The sequence below is a fragment of the Bradyrhizobium sp. UFLA05-89 genome (assembly GCF_059803475.1).
Genome location: NZ_JBANBA010000030.1, coordinates 1 through 24517, shown reverse-complemented (window position 1 = coordinate 24517; position 24517 = coordinate 1). Strand labels below are relative to the sequence as shown.

The window sequence follows — 24517 nt, the reverse complement described above, 5'->3', positions numbered from 1 at the left end:
TCGGACTCCATCACATGCTGAACGACATCTATAACAAGCGGATCATCGAACTGGCCGGGAATATCCCCCGTCTGGGCCGCCTCTCCGATCCCGACGCCAGCGCCACAGCCCATTCCAAGCTCTGCGGATCGACCGTGAAGGTCGATCTCAAGATGAGTGGCGACACTGTCACCGACTTCGCCCACGACGTGAAGGCCTGCGCGCTCGGACAGGCGTCTTCATCCATCATGGCAAGTCACGTGGTTGGCTCGACCGCCAGCGAACTCCGTGAGTTACGCGAAACCGTTCGCAAGATGCTGAAAGAAAACGGCGACCCGCCGGACGGAAAATGGGCCGAGATCAAGTTCCTCGAACCGGTCCGTGACTACAAGGCGCGCCACGCTTCGACTCTGCTGACCTTCGATGCCGTCGTCGACGCCATCGGCCAGATCGAAGCGAAGACGAAACAGCCGGCTGCGGCGCAGGACTAAACCAGATCGATTGTCGGGTCTTACTTCTGTGACGCTGGGCCAGGCGCCGACGCACCGCCGGTCGCGACCAACGCTTCCGCCGTCTTGGTCGACCTGGCCGGCTGCTCCGGTTCCGCCGCAAAGCGGTCCTGCGCCTTCGGCGCAGCATCAGCCATCGCGGGGGCCGAGACATCGATGTGCGGCAGCACGTCGGAAGCTGCGTCCGTCGTCACTACATTGGTGAGCTTGAGCTCGGCCGCGTCCAATTCGTGCAGGTCTTCCCATGGCGGCACATTCAGTGCGAGCGACAGCAAGTCGCCGGCGCCGCCCATATCGAAAGTGTACTTGGCGAGCCGGCCGATGTCGCGCTCGACGATCATCAGGTCCTGCGCGCTGTAGCTTGCGGCCCGCGCGTCGTCGGCGCGATCGCCCATCCAGATCTGATGCACCCGAACATGGGCTGCTTCCGGCACGTAGCGCGTCTTGCCGGCCAACAGCAGGAATACGCACATCGACTCGCAATACGCCTCGGGCGCGATAGCTGGACGCGCGCCCTGCCCGCCGCGGTTCTGCAAGCTGATGCCGACGGTGGTCAAAAGGCCGAGGTTACGGAAGCGCCGTCCGAGCGTGATGGCGTCGTTGACGGAACCACCGCTGGAGTCGAGCACCACGGTCGCCCCGCCAAGCTGACGGCCGCGGGCAAAATCCTCAAAGTCTTTCGGCGTATCGGCTGTGATGATGCCGACGGCGCTGACCCAGCCGCGGCAGTTCTGCTCGCATGCGACCCAGCTAAATTTCATCGGCAACTTGCGCTCTTCGAGCGTACCGCCAGCGTGTGCGGAAGAGCTGAAAGTCGCGACTGCGCCCGTCAGCGCAACACAACATGCAGCGGTTCCCACAAGTAACCAGCCGCGAAGGTCAAGCGACTTCAGAAGTCTCAACGTGGTTCCTTCCCCAAGCCTCAAAAGCGATCAGGCAAGCCCCATGCAACGTTCGACTCTGTATCACACAGGCGTCACAAAAAATGTATCCGGGGGAATACAGATCGTCCATAGCTACTTGCTGCACTGCCCCCTAAAAGCATGCAAAATATGGCATCAGCGCAACGGCTTGCTGTTCCCTGCGCTGGAACCGCGCAACACCTCGCATAGCTTCGCAGCAAGGCGCACATGAAGCATTCAGCGTCAGAACCAGGTCGCACCATCGTCGCCTCGTTGCTGCGGCTGCCTCGCTTCGTCGGACGCGCGCTGATCTGGCTGTACCGACACACGCTGTCCCCGCTGGTCGGCTACAACTGCCGTCACCTGCCGACCTGCTCGGTCTATGGCGATGAGGCGATCGAGCGTTTCGGACTCTGGGCCGGTGGCTGGATGACACTCGCACGTCTGTTGCGCTGCCACCCATTCGGAACGTCAGGCATCGACAACGTGCCGCTGACTGCCCCGCAAGGCGCACGCTGGTATCTGCCCTGGCGCTATGGACGTTGGCGCGGCGTCAATGCGTCCTGATTTCGCTTCGCCGCTTCCAAGCGTACCATGCAGCTCTGACGTGCAGGGAACCGCGGATACTACGATCGCGTTGTTGTGATGCTCCCATCGGGAGGAAACAACAATGCGCTGGAAAATCAGCCCCCACGGTCACGACAGCAGGACCATCGACCTGCTCGCCATCATCGCGCTGCTCACCCTCGTCCTCGGCTCCGGCTGGTATCTGGCAACAAGTTTCGCAACTCCGCCAAGCACGACGGCCTTCATCGTTCCGAGCCAGAGCGTGCATTGGTAGTCAGAGCATGATCCGGAAAAGTGTGAAGCGGTTTTCCGAAAAGATCATGCTCAAAACCATAACCTAAAACGCGATCTCGTCGCGCTTTAGCGAAACCAGAAAAAGCGTCCGGGCGGCGGCGGGATTGGCTCAGGCGGACGCGGCCGCTTCGGACGCACCGGCTTTGGCGGCGGTTCGGCCGACGAGGTGGTCTCGACCGGCACGATCTCGCTTCCCGGCACCTTCACCGACAGCAGCAGGTTCGATTCGTTCATGCGCCAGCGATAGCCGATGCCGAAATCGATCGGCTGGGCCCGCGAGAAGAGCTCGGCATAGCGTTCCTGATACCGGCCGGGAAATTCCGCAATCGGGCCGAGATAGCGCCCGAATGGGAAAAACCGCCATTGCCGCGCATTGTAGCTCGCAAGCGGAATGCCGGAATCGTCCTGGATGATGGTGGCGCTGTTGGCGAGCAGCCAGTCGCGCACCGTCGTGAAGTTACCGGCATGCAGGAGATACGACGCGCTCTTGAGCAGGCTGTTGCCAGGTCCGAGCGTCTCGCAGAACTTCAGGAAGCCGGCCGCGCGCGCGCCGGAATTGGAGAGATCGGTCGAGAAGTAATAGAGCGTCCGCGCCTCGCCATCGCTGCCGACGAATGTGATGCGCACACCGTGGGTGGCGTTCGGGCCTGCGTTGTCGCCTGCGGCATGCAGACCGCCCTTGTCGTCGATCGAGACCATCTCGACGTTGCGGATGGTCTTCCCCGAACGCGCCAGGAAAACGTAGAGGATCGGCAGGGTGCCGTTGACCTCATTGGCGTGCAAGTCGACCTTCATGTGCTTGGTGATGAAGAAGCTGAAGCTGAGGATCGAGCCGAGCGAGCGCTCGACATTGTAGAGCGCGGGCGCGATCGCCCCACGCGGTACGCGCGTCAGGTCGGGAACGTTGCCGACCGGCTCGAGCGCGCCAAGCACGTAGGTGCTTGCCTTGGAATAGAACGCGTCGGCGTAGAGGAAATCCGGTCCCGAGAACATGTAGAACATGGTCGGCCGGGGCGCGGCCAGATTGACCTCCGACCAGGCGCGTATCCTGGAAAGCTGCCGCTGCTCAAGCTGGACGAAGGCGCCGTCAAAGAACTTGGCGTGGCGCTGCCAGGACGGATCCCTGGTCAGCGCCACGAGCGGAGACTCCGCGGATGGCTGCATGCCCGCGAGGAAGCGCGCCGTATCGTCGGCGGTGACGGTGCCGGCCGCACATGCGGGGGCCACGACCGCGAACAGCAAGGTGAAGGCGACGGCCGCAATCTTCATGGGTCGAAACATGTCTATTCGCGATGGTGTGAGGATGCAGCGGCATCCGGCCGCCTGCGGAAAATGGCGTAGATCAACAGGCCCGCGAGCATGATCAGCATGCTCGACAGCGACTGAACCGGCCGCTCGGTCAACAAATAGTACATCATGAACGCGGTCACGAGCAGGAAAACCACCGGCGTGACCGGGTACCCCCAGGCGCGATAGGGCCGCGGCAGGGCGGGATCCGTGAAGCGCAGCTTGATCACCCCCAGCACGGTGAAGAACGAGCAGAACAACAATGCGAACTGGATGAAGTCGAGCACCGCCTCGAAGCTGCGCGTGAAGAGCAGGAGGTTGGCGACTGCGAGCTGAAACAGGATCGCATAGGCCGGCGCGCCGCTCGCCGATCTTCGGGAGAACACGCGCAGCGCCGGAATGTCCTCGCCCATGGTCATCATGACGCGCGGACCGATCCACATCATCGCGCTGATGGAGGAGATCAGGCCGACGCAGATCATGGTGCCGACGATGCGGCCGCCGATATCGCCGAAGATAGCGGTGCCGGCAATGCTCGCGACCTCGAGCTGGCCGGCGAGCTTGTCGATCGGGGTTGCGTAGAGAAAGACCGCGTTCAGCGCCACATAGAGCACCATCACGATCAGCGTGCCCCCGAGCAGCGCGCGCGGCAGGCTCTGCTGCGGCATGTGCAGCTCGCCGATGATGTAGGTCGCCGCGTTCCAGCCGGAGAACGAGTACATCACGAAGACGAGCCCGATCGCGAAAGGCGCACTGGTAATGTGGCCGAAGTCGCCCGACGCAGGCATGAATGACACCGGTTGCTGCATCCCGATCACAAAGCCCGCAACCAGGAAAGCCACGATCAGAATGACTTTCAGAACCGTCGAGACGAGCTGGAAGGTCGAGGAGTGCTTGACGCCGGTGAGTTGAACGATCGACACCAGCCACACCACGGCGATGGCAAGCGGGATCGGCGGCAACGTCGGAATGACCGACTTCGCATATTGGCCGAACGCCATCGCCGCGAGCGCAACCGGCGCGGCAAAGCCGACGGTCGCCGAGACCCAGCCGGCGAGAAAACCGAATGCTGGATGATAGGCACGCCCGAGAAAATTGTACTCGCCGCTCGAGCGTGGGAACATCGCCCCGAGCTCGCTATAGGAGAACACGCCGCACAGCGCGACGATGCCGCCGACTGTCCACAACAGCAGGATCGAGAAGCCGGACGGGATGTCCTTGACCTGGAAGCCGAGGCTCGTGAACACACCGACGCCAACCATGTCGGCAACGACGATCGCGGTCGCCACGAGGACGGAAACGCCGGACCCGCTTCCGAAACGTCGGCCCGTCCACGCCGCGCTTCCAGCATCTGATGCCGTCATCGCCGTCCTTAGCTGAGGCCTCTCGCCTCTCCCGAGCATCGTGCAGATTGGTCCAGTCAATTCAAGCAGGGTTAACAAGGGCTAAATGAGGCAAGCGCAAGCGGTATTTTAGCACCACACATGCACCTTCCCGAGCAATAAACCTGCTGTCGCGCGCCGAAAGTCGGCTCCCCCTCCCCACAATCGCGACACGATTGCGTGGTCATTTTGAGCGTCCGGATGTGGGGAGTTTTCTCCGGAAGCTTAACGTCGCCTAAACAACAGTCGGCTCAATTAGCTCAAGAATTGCCGATTGCCTTGGGGTTAGTGGGTGGATGGTCGGGGCCGATCCGAGAGTCGAGACAGCCATGAATGCTGACCGGGCGAGATCGACCGGCATGCATCGTCGCGCGTTTCGACTTGCCTGGCGGATCGGCCTCGCCGCCGTCTTGGTGCCGCTCTCGCTGACACTGGTTCAATGCGGCAAGGCGCCCAACCCGGCGATGCTGGCGGCGAACTCCCAGGCAACCTCCCAATCCAATACCCAGATCGTTGCCAAGACCAGCACGCAAGTCGCAAGCGGCGACACGTTCGAGGATCGTTTTCCGGCCCCGCAGTTCAAGGAGCGCTTCCCCTCGGCAAGCGAAAGCTTCCTGCAACGGCAGATGTCGGACTTCTCGCCGAAGCGCGCGGTGCAGGAGCCGGCTCCCGCTCCCTACAAGATCGCCTCGCTCGAGCCGCAGGTGCCCTATCGACGTCCGCAACGCGACGACCTGACGACGCTCATCAGCATGAAATCGTCCGCCTTCCCCTATTTCGGCAACAATCCCGCCTCCGACGCTCCCTTCCTCAACATCTCCAAGGGCGATCGCCGCGGCCACCGCAGCTATTCGGGACGCGTGTTCTGGCAGGACGAAACCTACAATGACAGCCGCGTGCTCGTGCACGTGCCCGAGCATTTCGACGTGCGTAAGCCCGGCGTGATCGTGGTGTTCTTCCACGGCAACGGCGCGACGCTGGAGCGCGACGTGCGCGACCGGCAATTGGTGCCGCAGCAGATCTCCGACTCCGGCGCCAACGCCGTGCTGCTCGCACCGCAGATGGCGGTCGATGCCGCCGATTCCAGCGCCGGCAAGTTCTGGCAGCCCGGCGGGCTCAAGCGCTTCATGGAGGAATCGAGCCAGCATCTCGCCCGCCTCTATGGCGATCCCGATAGCGCGCGCGCCTTCGCCAACATGCCGATCGTCGTCGTCGGCTATAGCGGCGGTTTCCTGCCGACCGCCTGGAGCCTCGAGGTGGGCGGCATCAGCGACCGTGTTCGCGGCGTCGTGCTGCTCGACGCGGTCTATGGCGAACTCGACAAGTTCGCCTCATGGATCGAGCGGCACCGCTCCGGCTTTTTCGTCAGCTCCTATACCCATTACACCGCGCAGCGCGATCGCGAGCTGATGAGCATGCTCCGGCAAAAGGGCATCAGCGTCTCGGAGGACATGGACGGCCCCTTGCGTCCCGGCAGCGTGGTGTTCGTCGAGACCGGCGACGGCATCAGGCATCGCGACTACGTGACCCGCGCCTGGACGCAAAATCCACTCAAGGACGTGCTGGTCAAGATGTCGGCGACACCGTCGCTGGCACTCACGCGCGTCGCTGCGAGCACTTCGTCGGCTTCAAGTCGCTAGCGTTTTCCGCGCGTACCGACATGCGGATGCCCGGACTTCAAGAATCTCGCTTGCTGATCAAAATGTGATGTTGATGGCCGGAGCCTCCCGGAATGCCCGGGATTGTTTCCCCTGACGATGCCCATAACGTGGACTGGGGATTCTCTGAGGGACCGAGGTTGCGTGAGGGACTCTACAAGGCGAACTTTCACACCGTGCACGGCACCGGGTGCGGGGTGCTCTATGTGACCGGCGGCAAGCTGCGCGGCGGCAATTCGGCTTTCGCCTTCGTCGGCACCTACACCGGCGAGGGCGAGAGCATCAAGGTCAAGATCTCGACCGAGCGCTATAACGACGATCCGACCTTCCGCCCGCTGTTCGGAACCGACAGGATCACGCTCACGCTCAGCGGCCGTGAAGACGGCGAGATGGCGGAGTTCGAGGGCAGCGCGCTGCAGCTTCCAGGTGTCGCCTTCCGCGCGGTGCTGACCCGGATCAGCGACTAGCTGTGGATCAGCACGCTCTCCTAATCGGGCGCAATTAATTCTTGGGCAGCTTCGGAATGCTTTCCGCAAAGCCGTTGAAGCAGGCCAGGCGCTCGTCCTCTTCCTTGAAGAAGCGGCAGTCGGCAACGCCCTTCGCTTTTGCGGGCTTCGGCTTCGGCGCCGGCGGGATCACCTCGTCGTAGCAGTTGAGCCGGTCCTTGGTGCCGTCGTCGAGATCGAGACAGGCCTGCAGCCTGACCGCGGTGGACTGCGGCTTGCCCTTGGGCGCAGCCGCCTCGGTTTTGCCCTTGGCCGCCGCCTCCTTGGTGCCCTTGCTGGCACCCTTGGGCTTGACCTGCACCAGCGGCTTGTCGCCAACCATCGGCGTGTCGGTTTGCGCAAAAGCGGCGGCCGAATAAAGCACCGCGACAAGCGCCAGAATCATCCTCATCTTAGTCAGCTCTCGTTGGTCCCCCACCCCTCGCCTTCTAGCGCCCTCCTGCGCGGTTTGCCAAGCGTCCGCTGAGGGGAAAAGCCGGATGTGAGGGGCTTTGCACTATGCCGCGACCGTCGCCACGGCCTGCCGGGGCCGGGTCAGCCCGACGACGGCGAGCGCCAGGACGACGAAGCCGGCCGCCACGAAGCCGATGGTGTGCAAGAGATCGCGCGCGAACAAGGCCCCGCCTGCTGCCGATCCCACGGCCTGCCCGATATAGAGCACGGACGTATTGAGCGAGACGGTGGCCGGCGCCAGCGACGGCGCCGCTGCCACCAGGCGCACCTGCTGCATCGAGTTAGTCGAGGCAAAGCCCAGCCCCCAGACCGCGACCGAGAGGACCATCAGTGCAAAATTGCCGGCGCCCAGCGCCCACCCGGCGACGCCCGCGAGCAGCAGGCTCGTGAACAGAACCGAGGTCCTGTAGGGCCCCCAGCTATCGACGATGCGCGTGGCAAAGAGGAGGCCCAAGAAGCCGCAGACGCCGTAGACGCCGAAGGCCAGACCGATCGCATCGGGACTGGCATCCGTCAGTTTATTCAAGAGCGGCCCCATGAAGGTGAAGATCACGAACTGCCCGGACATCTGCAACATGGTGATCGCAAGCAGCAGCACGATGGTACGATTGCGCCCGACTTCGCCCCAGGTCTGCAAGTCGACGGGCGTGCCCTTCAATCCCGCCGGCAGGCGCCATAGCAACAGGAGGAAGCTGAGGCAGCCGAGCCCGCCAATCGCGCCGTAGGATGCCCGCCAACCATAGCGGCTGGCGATGAAGGTGATCAGCGGCAGTCCGACGGCCGCGGCAATCGACCATCCGAGAAACACATAGGCGATCGTGCTGCCACGCTTTTCGACCGGTACGATGATCGCCGCAGTGCCTGCGGCCTGCGGCGTATAGAGCGCGCCAATCGCGAGCATCACCAGGCGAATGGCGAGCAGACTCGTATAGTCAGGTGCGAGGGCCGAACCGACATTGCCGACGGCAAGCAGCGCAAGCGTTATGGTGAACAGCATGCGCCGCTCGATCCGGCTGGTCAGCCACGCCGTCAGCGGCGAGCCGATGCAGAGCGTGATGGCGCCGAAGGTGATCAGAAGGCCCGCGGTGCGGATGCTGATGTCGAGCTCCGACGACAATTCCGGGAGCATCCCGGCCGGCGCCAGCACCGAGCAGCCGGTGACGACATTTCCAAGCATCAGGGCGGTTGGTGCAAAGCGGCGGGCGGCGGAATCGACTTTCATGCAGCTGCATGTAGGCAACATCGGCCGGGCATGGAAGGGCCGACCATATCTATTTCGCCGGATCCACGATGTCGCCGCGCGCACCGGCCGTGTTCAACCCCAAAACCACAGGCATCCCCGATACGCCCCATGAAACAACAACCTGTGGAGGCATGCAACGTCAAGGTCGCGTCTGGCGTCAGACATCGAAACGGGATATTCGCAGGCAATTTCCTCGTTTTGCCCGATTGCGCAGGCCGAATCGCCTGATATACCGCTCGTTCCCGCTTACCTGCGCTCGTTCGCAGGAGTGAGCTTCAGGAGAAATACCATGTCCGACGACCACAAGTCCGAATCCGGTTTCCAGTACAGCCTCAGCAATTTGAAGCCCGTGACCCCGGCCGCGAAGATTACCCTCACCTTCCCCGACGGCGCCAAGCGCCAATTCGATAAGAGCATTACCGGCCTCGACATCGCCAAGGACATCTCGCCGTCGCTCGCCAAGCGCACGGTGGCGATGGCGCTCGACGGCGCGCTCGCCGATCTCAACGATCCCATCGAGGCCGATGCCAAGATCGAGTTCGTGGGCCGCGACGATCCCCGCGCGCTGGAGTTGATCCGGCATGACGCCGCACACGTGCTGGCGGAAGCCGTGCAAGCTCTGTGGCCGGGCACTCAGGTCACCATCGGCCCGGTGATCGAGAACGGCTTCTATTACGACTTCTTCCGCAACGAACCGTTCACCCCGGAAGATTTTGCCGCGATCGAGAAAAAGATGCGCGAGATCATTGCGCGCGACAAACCCTTCACGAAGGAAGTCTGGGATCGCGAGAAGACCAAACAGGTGTTCCGCGACAAGGGCGAGGCCTTCAAGGTCGAGCTGGTCGATGCCATTCCCGGCAATGAGCCGATCAAGATCTATTTCCAGGGCGACTGGTTCGATCTGTGCCGCGGCCCGCACATGACCTCCACCGGCAAGATCGGCAACGCCTTCAAACTGATGAAGGTGGCCGGCGCCTATTGGCGCGGCGATTCCAACAACCCGATGTTGACCCGCATCTACGGCACCGCCTTTGCCAAGCAGGAGGACCTCGACGCTTACCTCAAGCAGATCGAGGAAGCCGAGAAGCGCGACCATCGCAAGCTCGGGCGCGAGCTCGACCTCTTCCACTTCCAGGAGGAAGGTCCGGGCGTCGTGTTCTGGCACCCCAAGGGGTGGACTATCTTCCAGCAGCTCATCGCCTATATGCGCCGGCGCCTGACCGGCGACTATAGCGAGGTCAACGCCCCGCAGATCCTCGACAAGGTGCTGTGGGAGACCTCCGGCCATTGGGGCTGGTATCGCGAGAACATGTTCGCAGCGCAGTCTGCCGGCGACGAGGCTGAGGACAAGCGCTGGTTTGCGCTGAAGCCGATGAACTGCCCCGGCCACGTGCAGATCTTCAAGCATGGCCTGAAGAGCTACCGCGACCTGCCCATGCGGCTCGCCGAGTTCGGCGTGGTGCATCGCTATGAGCCGTCGGGCGCCATGCATGGCCTGATGCGCGTGCGCGGCTTCACCCAGGACGATGCGCACATCTTCTGCACCGAGGAGCAGCTCGCCGACGAGTGTCTCAAGATCAACGACCTGATCCTGTCGACCTATGCCGATTTCGGCTTCACCGGCGACCTCACCGTGAAGCTTTCGACCCGCCCCGACAAGCGCGTCGGCACCGATGCGATGTGGGATCATGCCGAGCGCGTGATGGCGACCGTGCTGCGCGAGATCCAGTCGCAGAACAATCACATCAAGACCGAGATCAATCCGGGCGAAGGCGCGTTCTACGGGCCGAAGTTCGAGTACGTGCTGCGCGATGCCATCGGCCGTGATTGGCAGTGCGGCACCACTCAGGTCGACTTCAACCTGCCGGAGCGGTTCGGCGCGTTCTATATCGATCATGACGGCGGCAAGAAGCCGCCGGTGATGGTGCACCGCGCGATCTGCGGTTCGATGGAGCGCTACATCGGCATCCTGATCGAGCACTATGCCGGCAACTTCCCGCTCTGGCTCTCGCCGGTGCAGGTGGTGGTGACCACCATCACCTCAGAAGCCGACGAATACGCCAAGCAGGTGGTGGAACAGGCACGCCGCGCCGGCTTGCGCGTTGAGATCGACCTGCGCAACGAGAAGATCAACTACAAGGTCCGTGAGCACTCCCTGGCGAAAATCCCGGCGCTGCTCGTGGTCGGCAAGAAGGAGGCCGAGACGCAGTCGGTCTCCGTCCGTCGGCTCGGCAGCGACGGCCAGAAGGTGATACCGACGGCGGAGGCACTGGCTGCGCTTCTCGATGAGGCAACCCCACCGGACGTCCAGCGGGCGCGCAGCGCGGCCTGATCGCTGAAATCGGTCTAAACTCGCTTTCGGTTGCGGGCATGCATGCTTATCTCGGGCAGGCATGCCCGACGACCAGCCGAAGAGGAAACTTCCGTGCCCGACGCCATCGACCTCCTGAAGACCCGCCGCTCCGTCAAGCCGCGCGAGATGGCGGGGCCCGGCCCCTCGCCGTCCGAGCTCGAGACGATCCTCACCATCGGCGCGCGAGTGCCGGATCACGGCAAGCTTGCGCCTTGGCGCTTCATCGTCTTCGAGGGCGAGGCCCGGATGCGCGCCGGCGAAGTGATCGCGCGCGTGTTCGCGCGCAAGAATCCGGGTGCACCGGCGGCCGAGATCGAGGTCGAAAGGAAGCGGCTGACTGACGCGCCGCTTGTCATCGGGATCGTCAGCTTCACCAAGCCGCATCCCAAGGTGCCGGCCTGGGAGCAGGAATTGTCGGCCGGCGCCAGCGCCATGAACATCGTCACGGCCGCAACTGCGCTCGGCTATGGCGCGTGCTGGCTCACCGGCTGGTTTGCCTTCGACCGCGACGTGCTGGAAGGGCTCGGGCTCAAGCCCGACGAGAAGCTGGCCGGCCTCGTCCACATCGGCAGACCGACCAAGTCGAGCGAAGACCGCCCTCGCCCGGCACTTTCGGAGATCGTGACCCGGTTTTAGAGCATGATCCGGAAAAGTGCGACGCGGTTTTCCGAGAAAAATCATGCGCAAACAACAACCTGAAGCGCGATGACGATTCATCTCATCGCGCTTTAGTCGACTTCTCACAGTTGACGGGCCGCTCATCTTCCGGCTTTGATCCCGTTGCGTCGGCCGGGCAGGATGCCGAAGTGACGCTTGCTCACGCCTGTGCCGCCGCCTGACGCTGCGCGGGCTCATGCCATGACCACCACGCGACGAACATTCCTCGCCGGCGCAGCTCTGCTCGCCGGCACCGCCATGCGCAGCCGCGCCAACGACATTCCCGCACCCTCGCCCGACCAGCTCGAGCGCATCACGACCTTCTTCGACAACGAGGTCGTGGCCCGCCGGCTGCCAGGTGCGGTCATCCTGGTTCAACAGCACGGCAAGCCGCTCTATCTGAAGAACTTTGGTGTGCGCGACGTCCGGACTGGCCTGGCCATGACGCCGGACACCATCTTCGCCATTCACTCCATGACCAAGCCGATCACGAGCTTGGGGGCGATGATGCTGATTGACGCGGGCAAGCTCGCACTCGCCGACCCGGTTTCGAAATACATCCCGTCCTTCGCCGATACCAAAGTTGGGTTGGAGGTCACCAATCCCGACGGCACGCTTGCCCTCGAGATGGTGCCGCCCAATCATCCCGTGACCATCCAGGACCTGATGCGTCACACCTCCGGCATCAGCTACGACTATATCGGCGGCAAATGGGTCGAGCAGGCCTATCACAATGCGATGATCTTCGCCGGCCAGTTCGACAACCGCGAGTTCGCCGGGCGCATCGCGAGGCTGCCGCTGGCACGCCAGCCCGGCACGCTCTGGCGCTATGGCCATTCCACCGACGTACTCGGCCGCGTCATCGAGGTGATCTCGGGGCAGACGCTTTACGAATATCTCAAGCAGAACGTGCTCGATCCGCTCGGCATGACCAGCACCAAGTTCGAGCTGACCTCGCACGACGAATTCAAGCGGATGGCGAGGCCGCTGCCGAACGACACCATTCTGCTCGACGCCGAGCGCGACCGTCTCGCCCATCCCGAATGGGAATCCGGCGGCGGCGGCCTGCTCTCGACCATCACCGACTACGGGCGCTTTGCGCAGATGCTGCTCAACGGCGGCGAGCTCGACGGCAAGCGCTATCTCAGCCCCGCCGCCTTCAAGGACATGACGACGGACCACATCGGGCCTGGCTCGGGCGTCGATCGCGACTATTTCTATTTTCCGGGCGACGGCTTCGGCTACGGCTACGGCCTTGCGGTGCGCACCGATCCGGGCGATGCCAAGCCGCCGCCGCCGGGCTCGATCGGCGAACTGAAGTGGGATTCGGGCAGCGGCACCTATTTCGGCGTCGATCCCAAGCTCGACATGATCTACCTCATGATGCAGCAGACCCAGAACGAGCGTGGTCGCATCACGCCAGCCTTCAAGGCGCTCGTCTACGATGCCTACCCTGCCGAGCTACGCCGCCCGTGAGGCGCGCTGTCCGAACGTCGTCAGCAACTGTTCGATCTCACCCGCCGGGCGCGCCGCGCTGAACAGAAATCCCTGAACCTCGTTGCAGCCTTCCGCGCGCAGCCAATCGAGCTGGTCCTGGGTCTCGACGCCTTCTGCCGTCGTCGTGATGTTGAGGCTGCGGCCTAGCCCCGAGATCGCGCGCACGATCGCGAGGCAGTCGGGGCGCTCTGCGAGATCCTTGACGAAGGACCGATCGATCTTGATCTTGTCGAAGGGGAAGCTGCGCAAATAGCTGAGGCTGGAATAGCCGGTGCCGAAATCGTCCATGGAGATGCCGACACCGAGCTCGCGCAACTGGTGCAGCGTGGCGAGGTTGGCATCGGTCTCCGCGAGGAATATCGACTCGGTGATCTCCAGCTCGAGCCGCTTCGGCGCCAGCCCCGATTGTGCCAGCGCGGAGATCACGACCTGGACCAGGTTGCGGCTGCGGAATTGCGCCGGCGACAGGTTGACCGCGACCTTGATGTCGCGCGGCCATTTCACCGCCTCGCTGCACGCTTCGCGCAGCACCCACTCCCCCAGCTGGGTGATCAGCCCGATGTCCTCGGCCACCGGGATGAACTCGGCCGGCGAGATCATGCCCTTGTCCGGATGACGCCAGCGCAACAGGGATTCGAAACCCGAAATGCGGTCGGAGGCGATCGAAACCAGCGGCTGGTAATGCAGCTCGAGCTCGCCATTGGCAAACGCACGCCTGAGGTCGAGCTCCATGTCGCGCCGCCGCTGCGCTTGCAGATCCATCTCCTTCTCGAAGAAATGGTGCACGCCACCGCCGTTGGACTTGGCACGGTAGAGCGCCATGTCGGCATTGCGCATCAGTTCCTCCGACGTCGCGCCGTCGCCGGGCGACAGCGCGATGCCAATGCTGGCGCCGATCACCAGCTCCAGGCCGTCGATGTCGTAGGGCGCGCTGAGCATCTCGATCAAGAGGCTCGCACAGGCGCTGGCCTCGTTCGGCGAGACGTCGGCGGCGAGGATCACGGCGAACTCGTCGCCGCCGAGGCGAGCGGCAAGGTTGGCGCCGCGGATTGCGATCGCCAGGCGCTCGGCAACCTCCTTCAGCAGGCGGTCGCCCACGGGATGGCCGAAGGAGTCGTTGACGGTCTTGAACTGGTCGAGATCGATGCAGAGCACGCCGACCCTCTTTCCACCAGCTTGATCGAGCGCCTGCTTCAGGCGCTCCTGGAAATGCTCGCGGTTCGCCAGATTGGTGAGCCCATCATGATGGGCCATGTAGGCAATGCGTGCCTCGGCCTTGCGCCGTTCGGTGATGTCGACCACCGCGACCAGATAGCCATCGCGGCCTTCGAACGTGACGCGGCGGCCAAAGGTCAGCACCTCGATCTCGCTGCCATCGGCGCGCAGGTGCCGCCAGTTGCGTGAGGAGCGATAGGCATCGCCGACGTGCTCCAGCGCCTCGGAATGGCTGTCCCATTCGTCCTGCGGCCAGATTTCCGGGAGGCTCATGCGCAGGAAGGCATCCCGGCCATAGCCATAGTGCTGAACCGCGGCGTCGTTGACGCTCAGGAAGCGTTTCGTCTCGGCGTCGAACACCCACATCGGCATCGGGTTGTTGTCGAAGAGCAGGCGGAACGATGCGTCGCGATGCTTCAGCGCAGTGACATCGGAGATCGTGAGCGACACGACGTCGGCAAAGGCGGTGGCGCTGAGCCGGAGATAGCGGCTATCGCTCTCGATTTCGCGCTGCTCGCTACGGCCGCCGGAGATGGCTGCAAGCAGAAGCTCCACGACATCCGGTGCTCCGAGAATCGTGCCCGCCTCTTCGAGTCGGCACCACAACAGGCTTCCGCTCGCGACCTTCAGGAGCAACTCCGCACTTCTGTTGTGATGCACGACCTGGAAGTCGAAGACCCTCGCATCGGCGTCGCGCAGCGCGGCAAGCGATACCACCGCGTCGTCGGTCGCAGAGAAGATCGCATCGAGGAGATTATATTGTCCGCCGCACTCGTTGACGTAAGCCCCGATCAGCATGGCGCCCCACCGCGAGGCGGTCGGCAGCGCCAGCACGTCGTAGGTCCTGACCATGCCGTCGCGTACGCAGTGCGCGCGTCCGTGATACGGGCGGCCGTTCCGCAGTGCGTTCGCCGCGACTTCCGCAAGCGCGGTGGCGCAATCGGGCGGCAGGGCTGCCACCGGAACATCCCAACGCTCGTCGCCGAGCCATGTCTGCACGTAGCGTCCACTGCGCGACAGTTCGAGCGCACCATCATTCCGCAGCAGCGCAATGTGGTCGGCGAGCCGCCCGAGGCTGCCGAGCATGACGTCCTCATAGCGCGGCAACCGTTCGCCCGGCCGCAACGCGGCGTGCCATTTGCGCTGAAGCACCGGGATGCCGTCGAACATTTCGGTGGCCGGCTTGCCCGGCGCCTTCTTCGCGGCACTCATCGTAGTCCCCAACGCGCTATCCCAACGCATCCAAGGCAGGCGCACTTAATGGCGTGTAAAGAGTCGTTGTGTGCAGTGCCCAATCGGCGATTGTGACAGTTCTAAGTCACACGATGGTTTAGCGCGCGTTAGGGACTGTGACAGTTTCGTTTCGCTTTCCTGGGTTTGCACCCGGACGATGGTGGAGAGCTGTCGCGCATCCTGCCTCCAAGCACCGTCCTTGCGAGCGCAATGTCAGCCCGCCAGCCGCTCGATCACGAGATCGAGCAGCGCGCGCAGCCGGGAGAGCCGCCGCAGGTCGCGATGATAGCCGACGAAGGTATCGCGGCCGGGCGGCGCCTCGCCAATGTCGAGCGCGACGAGCCTGCGGTCGCGATCGCCGAGGGGCCGCGGCAACACGGCCAAACCGCCGCCGCCGGCACAGAGCTCGGCCTGAACCTCGCGATTGTTGCTGCGAAAGCCGATTTCGGCGTTCGGCAGTGTGCGCTTCAGCCAGGTGGCGTCGGGCATGCTGGCGAAGTCCGCATTCATCGTCACCACGCGTGCGCCGCGCCCGTCGCCGCCCGCGGCGGCTTGCTGCCCTTGCGCCCGTACAGCGCGTAGGGAATGTGCAGGAGCTTCCGCGAAATCACCTCGGGCTCGTCGAACGCGGTGATACGGAAGACGAGATCGGCCTCGCGGTGCGACAGGCAGTAAAGTCGGGCATCGGTGAGCAGCTCGACCACGACCTTGGGGTGGCGCTTGCCGAACTCCGCGATGACCGGCGACAACATGTAGGTTCCGAACCAGTCCGACGAGGAGACGCGCAGCAATCCATCGAGCTGCGCTTCCGCACCGGACAGCCGCCGCTCCAGCGTCATCGCCTCCTCCTCGATTCGTTCGGCATGCCGAAGTACGGCCGACCCTTCATCGGTGAGGACGAAGCCATCGGCCGTGCGCTGGAACAGCGTCTGGCCGAGCGCCTTCTCGAGCGCGCGCAGCCGTCGCCCCATAGTCGGCTGGGTCTGGCCGATTTTTCGCGCGGCAGCGCCGAGCGTTCCTTGGCGTGCGATCGCAAGAAAGATGCGCAGGTCGCTCCATTCCATGCGGCTCACCATGGTCATTCAAGAATGCATGGATAGCGTACATTCTTGTTCATTTTCATGCAAAAAAATAATGCCGATCTTGCAGACCGGACAACGGAGCGAGATGGCGATGACGACGACACCCGATATGCGCGCAGCGGTCCTCGAGAAGCATGGCGTGCCGCTTCGCATCACCCGGATCTCCACGCCCGCGATCGGCCCCAACGAGGTCCTCGTCCGCGTGATGGTGAGCGGAGTCAATCCGCTGGACACAAAGATCCATGCAGGCACCGCGGCTCACGCGCGCCATCCGCTGCCTGCAATCCTCGGGATCGATGTCGCCGGCGCGGTCGAGCACGTGGGCGCGGCGGTGACGCGCTTCAGTCCGGGCGATGAAGTATACGGGATGATCGGTGGTGTCGGCGGCGTCCAGGGCTCGCTAGCCGAATTCGCTGCGGTGGATGCAGATCTGCTGGCGTTGAAGCCTGCCAATCTCAGCATGCGGGAGGCGACCGCCCTGCCCCTCATCTTCATCACCGCCTGGGAGGGCCTAGTCGACCGGGCCAGAGTTTCACCCGGCAGCAAGGTCCTGATTCACGGCGGTGCCGGCGGCGTCGGCCATGTCGCGATCCAACTCGCACATGCGGCCGGCGCGGAGGTGTTTGCCACCGGCTCCAAGGCGCAGCGCACTTACATCGAAAGTCTCGGCGCGACCTTCATCGACCGCGACGAGACTGTCGAGGCTTACGTTGCGCGGCACACGGCGGAGCGCGGTTTCGATATCGTCTACGACACCGTCGGCGGAGCCGTGCTCGACAGCTCGTTCACTGCCGTACGCCGCTTCGGCCATGTGGTGAGCGCGCTCGGCTGGGGCACGCATTCGCTGGCACCGCTGTCGTTCCGTGCAGCAACCTATTCCGGCGTGTTCACGCTGCTGCCTCTGCTGACCGGCGAAGGCCGCGCACATCACGGCGATATCCTGGCGGAAGCGACCCGCCTTGCCGAAGCGGGCAAGCTCGTGCCGCTGCTCGATCCCCGCCGCTTCACGCTTCAGACCGTCGCCGACGCCTACGCGCTGATCCGCGACCGCGGCGCCAAGGGCAAGCTGATCGTCGAACTCTGAGCCGGCAAGATAGACAATCTTGCAGCGCTTCATGGTCCCGCGCCTTCCCAGGCTGGGCTGCGGCCCGCTAGTCCTCGCTCGAGGCCGCCGACCGATTGTTCAAGTAGGCCTGGGACAGGAGGAAGAACAGCGCGCGTTCACCCTGATACTTGGCCGCCGGACGGGTGCGCTCGAAGCCGTCGGCAAACAGCTTGCCTGACTGGTCGCAAACCTGCCACCGCCAGCCAAATCGCTTGCGTCTCGTAAGGACCACTTCGAACATGCCGTCGGGCTGCGCCCCCTGCTCGTTGCCGGCCACGCGCGGCGAACACAGACGACCCGCGCATCCCGCCCCCTTGGACGGATGTCAGAGATATAACGCAGCAGGAGCGAAAGAGAACAAAATTGATTATCGGAATTACGTCGCGGGTGCGGTGTTTCCCAAAGCCTTGCACCTGAAGACGTTTTTGGTAGCGCTTTCGCACACGCACTCAAATCAAAACACAGGGCGGGATGACCGGTGAGCAGAGACTCACCGGTCAATCCCCATGCTGAGCCTCAGCGGCCAATTAGCGCCTGCAAATGCGCCGGATACCGATCGCCTTCGGTGACCCTGACGAGATGTCGATGGCACGGCGATCGGCGTTCGCTGTGTGACGGCACTGATGTTCTGCTCTCTTGGCTCCGAAAATCGGCACGATCCAGGGCTTTTGCGCCAACAGCCAGGCGAGCGCCATCTGGACCTTTCGCGAGCGCGCCGAGCAGGTGGATCAGCCTGGCTGACCTTTTCGTGCGCTGAATGAGAAGCACGGTACGATATTGCCCCCTGCCTTGGCCGTGCTGGTCGAGGGACTGCGCTACCGAGGCCTAGCGCGCGACGACTTCGACTTCGCCGTCGACGCCGTTGACGACGTTGAAGCCGCGCTCATAGACCTTGCCCTCGTTCTTGGCGATGGCGCGGTATTCGCCTTCAGAGAGGACGACGCGCGGGAAGGCGCCGATCGATTCCTTGATCACGTCGCCGCCGGGGGTGAGCACCGACCAGGCGGTGTTGGCGAGCGCCTCGCCGCCCTTGTCGCTGACAAGCTTCAGCGTGATCACGGCGGCGCGGTGGGTGATGGTCACGTCCGTGAGCTTTCCAGCCTGCACGCGGATGTCGGATCGCACCACCGAGTTGGCGTCGCCATAGTTGGAGATGATGTAGTAGGTGCCCTCAGGCAGCAGGACGACGTCGCCGGCGGCGACGTTCGGTACCAGCGAGGAGCGCTCGCCGCCTTCGAACTGGCTGCCCTTGTAGATCGCGAACGAGATCTGGTTTTGCGGAATACGGCTGGTGCCGACGCGGCCCTCGATGCGCAGGCCTCCCGCCGGCAGCACGAAGGCCTCGCGGTCAGTCTCCGCCTTCAGACTCACCGTACGCACCGCGCTGACGAGGCCGAAGGCGACGTGCACGACGTAATTGCCGGGCGGCAGCACGATGTTGGGCGTGGCGTTGCGGTCCTCGCGGATCAGCTTGAAGGTGCCATTCTCGTCGGGGCGGTCGGCAAACACCCGCCACACCAGCCCGCTGGTGATCGGCGGCAGATCCTTGCCGTATTTCGCGGTCAGCGACAGCACGGCCTGGCCGGGCGCCGCTGCCCCCATGGGCGCGGCGGGCGGGACCGTCGAGACCGAGGGTGGGACCGTGGGAGAGGCCGGCTGCGTCAGCGTCGGCGGCAGGCTCGGCGGCGCCGCCCCCGGACCCGAGGGCGGCGCGAGGCTGACGGCCGCGCCGGGATCGGGCACGGCGGCCGGCGGCACCGGCGGCGGGCGATCAGAGAACAATTGCGCGTGAGCGGTACCCCCGCCAAGCAAGCAGGCGAGCAAAACTCCCGGCAGCAGCCATCCGCTGCGCCGCCATCGTTTGATGCCGTCACCCCCGAAAATCATGCAACCTGCTTTTCACCGAAAACGCGGCAAATTCAAGCCACTGGAACCCCGGGAAACACCTGTTTCTGGAACAGGCGGAACCTTAAATGGTTAGTCCCGCGGCAACCGGCCATCGCCATACTCCTGCCCAGCGCGCTCACCAAAGCAGCATAAACCATGCTTCGCTGTGTTTCTGGCGGGGCGGGATTGCGGTGCCTAATCTGGTCAGCGTTAGTCGGGTCGTAAGCGTCAGTCGGGTCGTAGGAGATCGTCGGTGCTGGATATGTTGAAGGGTCGCGGCGCGAATGGCTCCAACGGCGCGAACGGCGAAAAGGTGGGGCTCGGCAGCATTCGCCGGCCGGTCATCGGCCTTGCGCTCGGCGGCGGTGCTGCGCGCGGCTTCGCCCACATCGGTATCTTGAAGACGTTGCTGGCCAACGGCATCGTGCCGGACGTGGTGGTCGGCACCTCGATAGGTGCGGTCATCGGCGGCGCCTATGCGGCCGGCCATCTCGACACGCTTGAGGACTGGGCGCGCAGCTTCCAGGGCGTACGCAACATCCTCTCCTATCTCGACATCCGCCTCAATGGCTCCGGCCTGATCGGCGGCGAGAAGCTCGCAACCCGGCTCGAGGCAGCGATCGGCCAGACCCTGATCGAGGATCTGCCGATCAAGTTTGCCACAGTCGCCACGGAAGTCCGCACCGGCCACGAGATCTGGCTGACACGCGGCCGCATGGTCGAGGCGATGCGCGCATCCTATGCGCTACCTGGCATCTTCTCCCCCGTGCTGATCGGCGATCGCTGGCTGGTTGATGGCGCGCTGGTCAACCCGGTGCCGGTCTCAGCGGCGCGGGCGCTGGGCGCGGAAATCGTCATCGCGGCAAATCTTTCGAGCGACATCTTCACCCATTCCACGACCATCTATTCGCATGGCGCGATGCCCGCTCCGGTCGAGTCGCCGGCAACCGAGGACGCCGCGGCAAAGGACGCCGCCAAGCGCCGCTTCCCGAGGCTTTTCTCGCCCGAGCGCACAATGAAGCGCGAGTTCTTCGGCGGCGGCGGACGGCCCGGCATCTCCTCGGTGATGGTGGATGCCTTCAACATCATGCAGGACCGCATCACCCGCGCGCGCCTTGCGGGCGATCCGCCGGACATGCTGATCACACCGCGGGTCGGCCAGATCGGCTGGTTCGACTTCCACCGCGCCGACGATCTGATCGCGTTCGGCACGCGCGCCGCCGAGCGCGCGATCGACTCCATCCAGGAGGCGATCCACGTGCTGGCGCCGGCGCCGGATGGCACCGCGCCCAAAACTGACCAGAACAAGGCCGGCGAGAAAGTCGGCGAATAAGGCTCAGGCTGTCTTGATGTAGTCGCGCAGGGCTTCCTGCTCGGTCTCGTATTCGCGCACACGCCATTTGACGATGTCGCCGATCGAGATCAGGCCAACAACCTTGCCATTATCGATGACCGGCAGGTGCCGGAACTTGCCCGTGGTCATCATCTCCATGATCTCGGCGACCGTGTCAGTCTCCTTGCAGGTCACGACCTTGCGGGTCATGACGCTCGAGACCGGTTCCTCCAGCACGCCGGCGCCCCGCTCGCCCAGCACGCGCACGATGTCGCGCTCCGACAGGATGCCTTCCAGCCGGCTTTGATTCATCACCAGAACCGCGCCGATCTTCTTCTCGCCAAGCAGTTTGATTGCGGCCGACATCTTTGCGTCGGGCTCGACATTCATGATCTGGTGGCCCTTGGTGTTGAGGATAGAACGTACCGTCATTGCCGCCTCCCTGAATCCGACCCAGCCCTCTAAGCTTGGGCCGGACTTGTTCGCGAGTCTTCAACTAACAGTCTCAATGCCGGTTTCGTTCTCAGGCGCTGCGCGAAGCAGGGCCGCTACCGGCTTGTCGTATCACGACATTCTTCGCATGAGATGATGGATGAAATCGCTCCATCCCGCAAGCGCCGCTTCAAATGCGATCTGAAATGTCCTGTGATGACGCATCTGCAGTATCGGGGGGCGCGCGCGGCACGGGGTCGAACAGCGAGAACAGCAGAAGGCCTGCGAAGAAGCCGCCGATATGCGCCTGCCAGGCGACGGTTGCGCCCTCCGTATCGACCCCGATGGCCCCGATGCCGAAGATGATGTTGACGCCGAACCACACCGCGAGAAAGCCCATCACCCGCCCGTCGCGCAGAGCTCGCGACAGCGGCAGCGCCGGCACCTTTGCCGCCGTGTCGGCATCGCTGCGGCTGAAGGACAGGAAGCTGCCGCGCACGAAGGCAAAGCGGATCGCCGCCGCCATGGCGCCGGATACCGACGCCGACGCCCCGATCATCGGCACCACCGCATGCTCATGGGTGAGCAGATGAGCAAGCGCGCCCGCCGCCGCCGTCATCGCCAGGAACAGGTAGAAGCGCACCGGCCCAAAGCGCCGCGCCAGCGCGCTACCGAACGGCAACAGCCACAGCACATTGAAGCCGAGATGGGTAAGATTGGCGTGGAGCAGAGAATAGGTGACGAACGTCCATACCTTCGCACCGGTGCCGCCGGGGATCGAAAGATTGAGCAGCGAGGAATCGTAGCGCTTCGGGATGAAGCCGAATACGTCGATGGTCCAGTTTTCGAGCTCCGGCGGCAGCAGTACCCGCAGATGGATCACTACCAGCAGCGCGACGTAGGCCGTCAGCGCGCGCGGCAGCGTCAAAACCGGCTCGCGCCGCGCGTCGTGAAGTGCGGCCGGCTCATCCGGCGGAGAATTAGGCGGGGCGTCCAAGGGATTTTGGCTTTCAAAGCGCGAACAAGGCGACAAGCGTGGAGATAGTCGCCTTTGCCCACCCCGTGCAAGTGCACAAAAGGAAAAGGGAGGGCCCTGGGAAAGCCCTCCCTGTCCATGTCGGCCTTCCGGAACTTGGAGGAAAAGGGATTATCCCCACCCCTCCCCGCGGCCCGTGACCAAACTGTTTGACGCCTTGTGTGTACAGGCCCTGCCGAGAACCTGGAAAAGCGGCGAAGCTTGCGACCGCGGCAACCATAGCAGCCGTGCGAACGGGTTAAAGTCCATCGTTAATTTAACGTTAACGACGCAAAGGCCCGCCCCAGGGGGCCAAAAACGCGTCAGCGGCATGGACGCTGCAAATCCGCTCCTGCACAACAAAGAAGGGGACCCGAGGTGCACTGAAGCGGGACAAGTCTGTCCCACGACGTGCGGCCGAGGGGGAGCGTAGAGTCATGAAACATCCGTCGAGTCGCGAATTCTTCGCCTACTGGGATGATAAGCGCGGCACCGCGCGGGCGCCTGATCGTGCCGATATCGATCCGGCCGCTGTCCGCGGCCTGCTCGGCGACATCTTTGTCCTGTCCTGCGAGCCGACGCTTGGCTTCCCCTTCCGCGTCGCCGGCACGCGCGTCTGCGCGCTCGCCGGACGCGATCTCAAGGACCAGAGCTTTGCCGCGCTGTTTACGGGCCGAAGCCGCACCGAAATCGAGGAGATCACTGCCATCGTCGCCGAGGAAACGCTCGGCGCCATCGCCGGCCTCACTGCGACACGGCAAGACGGCACGCACGCACATCTCGAGCTCTTGCTTCTGCCCTTCAACGCCCGTCCGCATACACCGGTGAGCGTCACCGGCGTGCTCGCCCCGTTCGACGACGAATATGGTGCGCTTGGCGAGTTCGCCCTCACCTCGTGGCGCTATCTGCACCAACCGGAAAAGCTGTTGCCCCGCGCCATCCGCAAGCTGCAGATCGCGCGCGGATTGATGGTATATGAGGGGCTGAGATAGGCGCCCGCCTCGGGCGCGCTGGAAGCAACGTGCAATCACATTGGCGCTGCGCCAAGCCCTCCGATCTGCCGGCGATCATCGCGATCGCGGCGGCCATCCATCCCGATCTGCTGGAACGCGCGGACGTGCTGGCGGAGAAGATGAGCTTGTTTCCGGAGGGCTGCCGAATGCTCACCGCAGGAGACGACGTTCTTTGGCTACGGCATCGCTCATCCCTGGACGCTCCACCAGATTCCGCCGCTCGACGACTACCTGCAAAAACTGCCGCCCGCGCCGGACTGCCTCTACTTGCATGACGTCGCGGTGATGCCCGCCTCGCGCGGCAATCGCGTCGCGACATCGTACATCGAGACGCTCGCACGCCTGGCGCGCGCGAACGGAATCGAACATCTCGCGCTCGTCTCCGTCTACGACACCGCTTCACTCTGGTCGCGCCATGATTTTCGCGTGATCGCGCCCGATGCGGCGTTGCGCATCAAGCTGGCATCCTATGGAGAGGGCGCAAGATACATGGTCCGCGATCTCAATCAGCGCGGTTTGCGCGGCGCCTAGTGTGGCGCAGCGTGCAGGCCTGCCGTCGCCGCGGATCGTTCACGTTGCCGTGTAGCCGCTCGAACCGGTCTTCATCCGACCCCGTCCAACGGCTGAGCGGGCCGTTCCGGGCTTCGCCGAACCGAAGGCTGGAGAATTCCGATGTTTACGAAATCCAGATTGACGGCAATTGCATTGATCAGTTTCGCTGCGACGACCGCGATGGCCACGACCAACGCCAGCGCATTCCACGAGCGCGTTTCGACCTGCGACGTCTTCTTCCTTGCGGGGTGTGGCGCAATTCCTCCGACCGTCGCCCTGGAAGGTCGGCGAATCGTTCGCCTGCCGACGCCGCCCCGCGACACGTCCCCGACCTACATGAAGCAGACCGATCCCCGCTACAGC

23 protein-coding genes and 1 pseudogene are annotated in these 24517 nt (G+C 63.9%); 13 read left to right on the top strand and 11 right to left on the bottom strand.

Annotation, left to right across the window (positions count from 1 at the left end; all coding sequences use genetic code 11):
• Positions 1 to 14: 14 nt before the first annotated feature.
• Positions 15 to 470 (top strand): iron-sulfur cluster assembly scaffold protein, encoded by a 456-nt coding sequence (locus SO139_RS17720; protein ID WP_449381195.1) that lies wholly within the window; start codon positions 15 to 17, stop codon positions 468 to 470.
• A 20-nt stretch (positions 471 to 490) separates the two neighbouring features.
• Here SO139_RS17720 and SO139_RS17715 read toward each other — a convergent pair whose 3' ends face one another.
• On the bottom strand, positions 491 to 1390 hold the full coding sequence (locus SO139_RS17715; RefSeq protein WP_449381194.1) for a COG3904 family protein: 900 nt from the start codon (positions 1388 to 1390) through the stop codon (positions 491 to 493).
• 228 nt (positions 1391 to 1618) lie between these two features.
• On the opposite strand from SO139_RS17715, the gene yidD reads away from it, so the two are divergent.
• Together yidD and SO139_RS17705 are read left to right on the top strand one after the other, a co-directional pair.
• Positions 1619 to 1957: a membrane protein insertion efficiency factor YidD gene (gene yidD, locus SO139_RS17710; protein WP_498540318.1), complete on the top strand. Its 339-nt coding sequence runs from the start codon at positions 1619 to 1621 to the stop codon at positions 1955 to 1957.
• Between the two features lie 103 nt (positions 1958 to 2060).
• On the top strand, positions 2061 to 2231 hold the full coding sequence (locus SO139_RS17705; protein ID WP_449381192.1) for a hypothetical protein: 171 nt from the start codon (positions 2061 to 2063) through the stop codon (positions 2229 to 2231).
• An 86-nt stretch (positions 2232 to 2317) separates the two neighbouring features.
• Here SO139_RS17705 and SO139_RS17700 read toward each other — a convergent pair whose 3' ends face one another.
• Both SO139_RS17700 and SO139_RS17695 read right to left on the bottom strand, forming a co-directional pair.
• On the bottom strand, positions 2318 to 3532 hold the full coding sequence (locus SO139_RS17700) for a hypothetical protein (RefSeq protein WP_498540317.1): 1215 nt from the start codon (positions 3530 to 3532) through the stop codon (positions 2318 to 2320).
• Between the two features lie 2 nt (positions 3533 to 3534).
• Positions 3535 to 4902, bottom strand: a complete 1368-nt coding sequence (locus SO139_RS17695; protein WP_498540316.1) for an APC family permease — start codon at positions 4900 to 4902, stop codon at positions 3535 to 3537.
• A gap of 347 nt (positions 4903 to 5249) precedes the next feature.
• On the opposite strand from SO139_RS17695, the gene SO139_RS17690 reads away from it, so the two are divergent.
• Together SO139_RS17690 and SO139_RS17685 are read left to right on the top strand one after the other, a co-directional pair.
• Positions 5250 to 6560 carry an alpha/beta hydrolase gene (locus tag SO139_RS17690; protein WP_449381189.1) on the top strand — a complete coding sequence of 437 codons (1311 nt, stop codon included), beginning with the start codon at positions 5250 to 5252 and terminating at the stop codon, positions 6558 to 6560.
• Positions 6561 to 6652: 92 nt separating this feature from the next.
• Positions 6653 to 7045, top strand: a complete 393-nt coding sequence (locus tag SO139_RS17685; protein ID WP_449381188.1) for a hypothetical protein — start codon at positions 6653 to 6655, stop codon at positions 7043 to 7045.
• Positions 7046 to 7079: 34 nt separating this feature from the next.
• Here the strand turns inward: SO139_RS17685 and SO139_RS17680 are convergent, their stop codons facing one another.
• The gene (locus tag SO139_RS17680) at positions 7080 to 7475 is read right to left on the bottom strand and encodes a hypothetical protein (RefSeq protein WP_449381187.1); all 396 of its coding nucleotides are present in this window, start codon (positions 7473 to 7475) and stop codon (positions 7080 to 7082) included.
• A gap of 105 nt (positions 7476 to 7580) precedes the next feature.
• A complete protein-coding gene (locus SO139_RS17675) occupies positions 7581 to 8759 on the bottom strand; it encodes an MFS transporter (RefSeq protein WP_498540315.1) in 1179 nt (392 codons plus the stop codon).
• Between the two features lie 310 nt (positions 8760 to 9069).
• Between SO139_RS17675 and thrS the strand changes: the two genes are divergently transcribed.
• The 3 genes from thrS to SO139_RS17660 all read left to right on the top strand — a co-directional run bounded on the left by thrS (position 9070) and on the right by SO139_RS17660 (position 13266).
• Complete coding sequence (gene thrS, locus SO139_RS17670) at positions 9070 to 11112, top strand: threonine--tRNA ligase (RefSeq protein ID WP_498540314.1); 2043 nt, start codon at positions 9070 to 9072, stop codon at positions 11110 to 11112.
• Positions 11113 to 11205: 93 nt separating this feature from the next.
• Positions 11206 to 11769 (top strand): nitroreductase family protein, encoded by a 564-nt coding sequence (locus tag SO139_RS17665; protein ID WP_498540313.1) that lies wholly within the window; start codon positions 11206 to 11208, stop codon positions 11767 to 11769.
• A 222-nt stretch (positions 11770 to 11991) separates the two neighbouring features.
• Positions 11992 to 13266: a serine hydrolase domain-containing protein gene (locus tag SO139_RS17660; RefSeq protein WP_498540312.1), complete on the top strand. Its 1275-nt coding sequence runs from the start codon at positions 11992 to 11994 to the stop codon at positions 13264 to 13266.
• Here the strand turns inward: SO139_RS17660 and SO139_RS17655 are convergent.
• Positions 13252 to 15714: a putative bifunctional diguanylate cyclase/phosphodiesterase gene (locus SO139_RS17655; RefSeq protein ID WP_498540311.1), complete on the bottom strand. Its 2463-nt coding sequence runs from the start codon at positions 15712 to 15714 to the stop codon at positions 13252 to 13254. The two genes, SO139_RS17660 and SO139_RS17655, sit on opposite strands and share 15 nt — an antisense overlap.
• A gap of 234 nt (positions 15715 to 15948) precedes the next feature.
• Positions 15949 to 16799: pseudogene (locus SO139_RS17650) on the bottom strand (LysR family transcriptional regulator).
• Between the two features lie 127 nt (positions 16800 to 16926).
• On the opposite strand from SO139_RS17650, the gene SO139_RS17645 reads away from it, so the two are divergent.
• Positions 16927 to 17901 (top strand): zinc-dependent alcohol dehydrogenase family protein, encoded by a 975-nt coding sequence (locus tag SO139_RS17645; RefSeq protein ID WP_498540340.1) that lies wholly within the window; start codon positions 16927 to 16929, stop codon positions 17899 to 17901.
• A gap of 67 nt (positions 17902 to 17968) precedes the next feature.
• Here the strand turns inward: SO139_RS17645 and SO139_RS17640 are convergent, their stop codons facing one another.
• Positions 17969 to 18163 carry a hypothetical protein gene (locus tag SO139_RS17640; protein ID WP_027525651.1) on the bottom strand — a complete coding sequence of 65 codons (195 nt, stop codon included), beginning with the start codon at positions 18161 to 18163 and terminating at the stop codon, positions 17969 to 17971.
• 584 nt (positions 18164 to 18747) lie between these two features.
• On the bottom strand, positions 18748 to 19809 hold the full coding sequence (locus SO139_RS17635; RefSeq protein WP_498540310.1) for an RgsD C-terminal domain-containing protein: 1062 nt from the start codon (positions 19807 to 19809) through the stop codon (positions 18748 to 18750).
• Between the two features lie 253 nt (positions 19810 to 20062).
• On the opposite strand from SO139_RS17635, the gene SO139_RS17630 reads away from it, so the two are divergent.
• On the top strand, positions 20063 to 21142 hold the full coding sequence (locus SO139_RS17630; protein ID WP_498540309.1) for a patatin-like phospholipase family protein: 1080 nt from the start codon (positions 20063 to 20065) through the stop codon (positions 21140 to 21142).
• A 3-nt stretch (positions 21143 to 21145) separates the two neighbouring features.
• Here the strand turns inward: SO139_RS17630 and SO139_RS17625 are convergent, their stop codons facing one another.
• Positions 21146 to 21574: a CBS domain-containing protein gene (locus tag SO139_RS17625; RefSeq protein ID WP_449384253.1), complete on the bottom strand. Its 429-nt coding sequence runs from the start codon at positions 21572 to 21574 to the stop codon at positions 21146 to 21148.
• A 190-nt stretch (positions 21575 to 21764) separates the two neighbouring features.
• A complete protein-coding gene (locus SO139_RS17620) occupies positions 21765 to 22571 on the bottom strand; it encodes a rhomboid family intramembrane serine protease (protein ID WP_498540308.1) in 807 nt (268 codons plus the stop codon).
• Between the two features lie 455 nt (positions 22572 to 23026).
• Here SO139_RS17620 and SO139_RS17615 point away from each other — a divergent pair, with 455 nt between their 5' ends.
• The 3 genes from SO139_RS17615 to SO139_RS17605 form a co-directional block, all read left to right on the top strand.
• A complete protein-coding gene (locus SO139_RS17615; RefSeq protein ID WP_449384251.1) occupies positions 23027 to 23581 on the top strand; it encodes a PAS domain-containing protein in 555 nt (184 codons plus the stop codon).
• A gap of 288 nt (positions 23582 to 23869) precedes the next feature.
• Positions 23870 to 24133 (top strand): GNAT family N-acetyltransferase, encoded by a 264-nt coding sequence (locus SO139_RS17610; protein ID WP_498540307.1) that lies wholly within the window; start codon positions 23870 to 23872, stop codon positions 24131 to 24133.
• 141 nt (positions 24134 to 24274) lie between these two features.
• Positions 24275 to 24517: hypothetical protein (locus SO139_RS17605; protein ID WP_498540306.1), on the top strand; the 243-nt coding region annotated here is incomplete at its 3' end.

Bases quoted from the DNA above. Each gene is read 5' to 3' on its own strand.
- SO139_RS17655 (WP_498540311.1), bottom strand. From the start codon at position 15,714: ATGAGTGCCGCGAAGAAGGCGCCGGGCAAGCCGGCCACCGAAATGTTC.
- SO139_RS17675 (WP_498540315.1), bottom strand. From the start codon at position 8,759: ATGAAAGTCGATTCCGCCGCCCGCCGCTTTGCACCAACCGCCCTGATG.
- SO139_RS17660 (WP_498540312.1), top strand. From the start codon at position 11,992: ATGACCACCACGCGACGAACATTCCTCGCCGGCGCAGCTCTGCTCGCC.
- SO139_RS17635 (WP_498540310.1), bottom strand. From the start codon at position 19,809: ATGATTTTCGGGGGTGACGGCATCAAACGATGGCGGCGCAGCGGATGG.
- SO139_RS17680 (WP_449381187.1), bottom strand. From the start codon at position 7,475: ATGAGGATGATTCTGGCGCTTGTCGCGGTGCTTTATTCGGCCGCCGCT.
- SO139_RS17720 (WP_449381195.1), top strand. From the start codon at position 15: ATGCTGAACGACATCTATAACAAGCGGATCATCGAACTGGCCGGGAAT.
- SO139_RS17705 (WP_449381192.1), top strand. From the start codon at position 2,061: ATGCGCTGGAAAATCAGCCCCCACGGTCACGACAGCAGGACCATCGAC.
- thrS (WP_498540314.1), top strand. From the start codon at position 9,070: ATGTCCGACGACCACAAGTCCGAATCCGGTTTCCAGTACAGCCTCAGC.
- SO139_RS17645 (WP_498540340.1), top strand. From the start codon at position 16,927: ATGCGCGCAGCGGTCCTCGAGAAGCATGGCGTGCCGCTTCGCATCACC.
- SO139_RS17625 (WP_449384253.1), bottom strand. From the start codon at position 21,574: ATGACGGTACGTTCTATCCTCAACACCAAGGGCCACCAGATCATGAAT.
- SO139_RS17685 (WP_449381188.1), top strand. From the start codon at position 6,653: ATGCCCGGGATTGTTTCCCCTGACGATGCCCATAACGTGGACTGGGGA.
- SO139_RS17700 (WP_498540317.1), bottom strand. From the start codon at position 3,532: ATGTTTCGACCCATGAAGATTGCGGCCGTCGCCTTCACCTTGCTGTTC.
- yidD (WP_498540318.1), top strand. From the start codon at position 1,619: ATGAAGCATTCAGCGTCAGAACCAGGTCGCACCATCGTCGCCTCGTTG.
- SO139_RS17690 (WP_449381189.1), top strand. From the start codon at position 5,250: ATGAATGCTGACCGGGCGAGATCGACCGGCATGCATCGTCGCGCGTTT.
- SO139_RS17695 (WP_498540316.1), bottom strand. From the start codon at position 4,902: ATGACGGCATCAGATGCTGGAAGCGCGGCGTGGACGGGCCGACGTTTC.
- SO139_RS17615 (WP_449384251.1), top strand. From the start codon at position 23,027: ATGAAACATCCGTCGAGTCGCGAATTCTTCGCCTACTGGGATGATAAG.
- SO139_RS17640 (WP_027525651.1), bottom strand. From the start codon at position 18,163: ATGTTCGAAGTGGTCCTTACGAGACGCAAGCGATTTGGCTGGCGGTGG.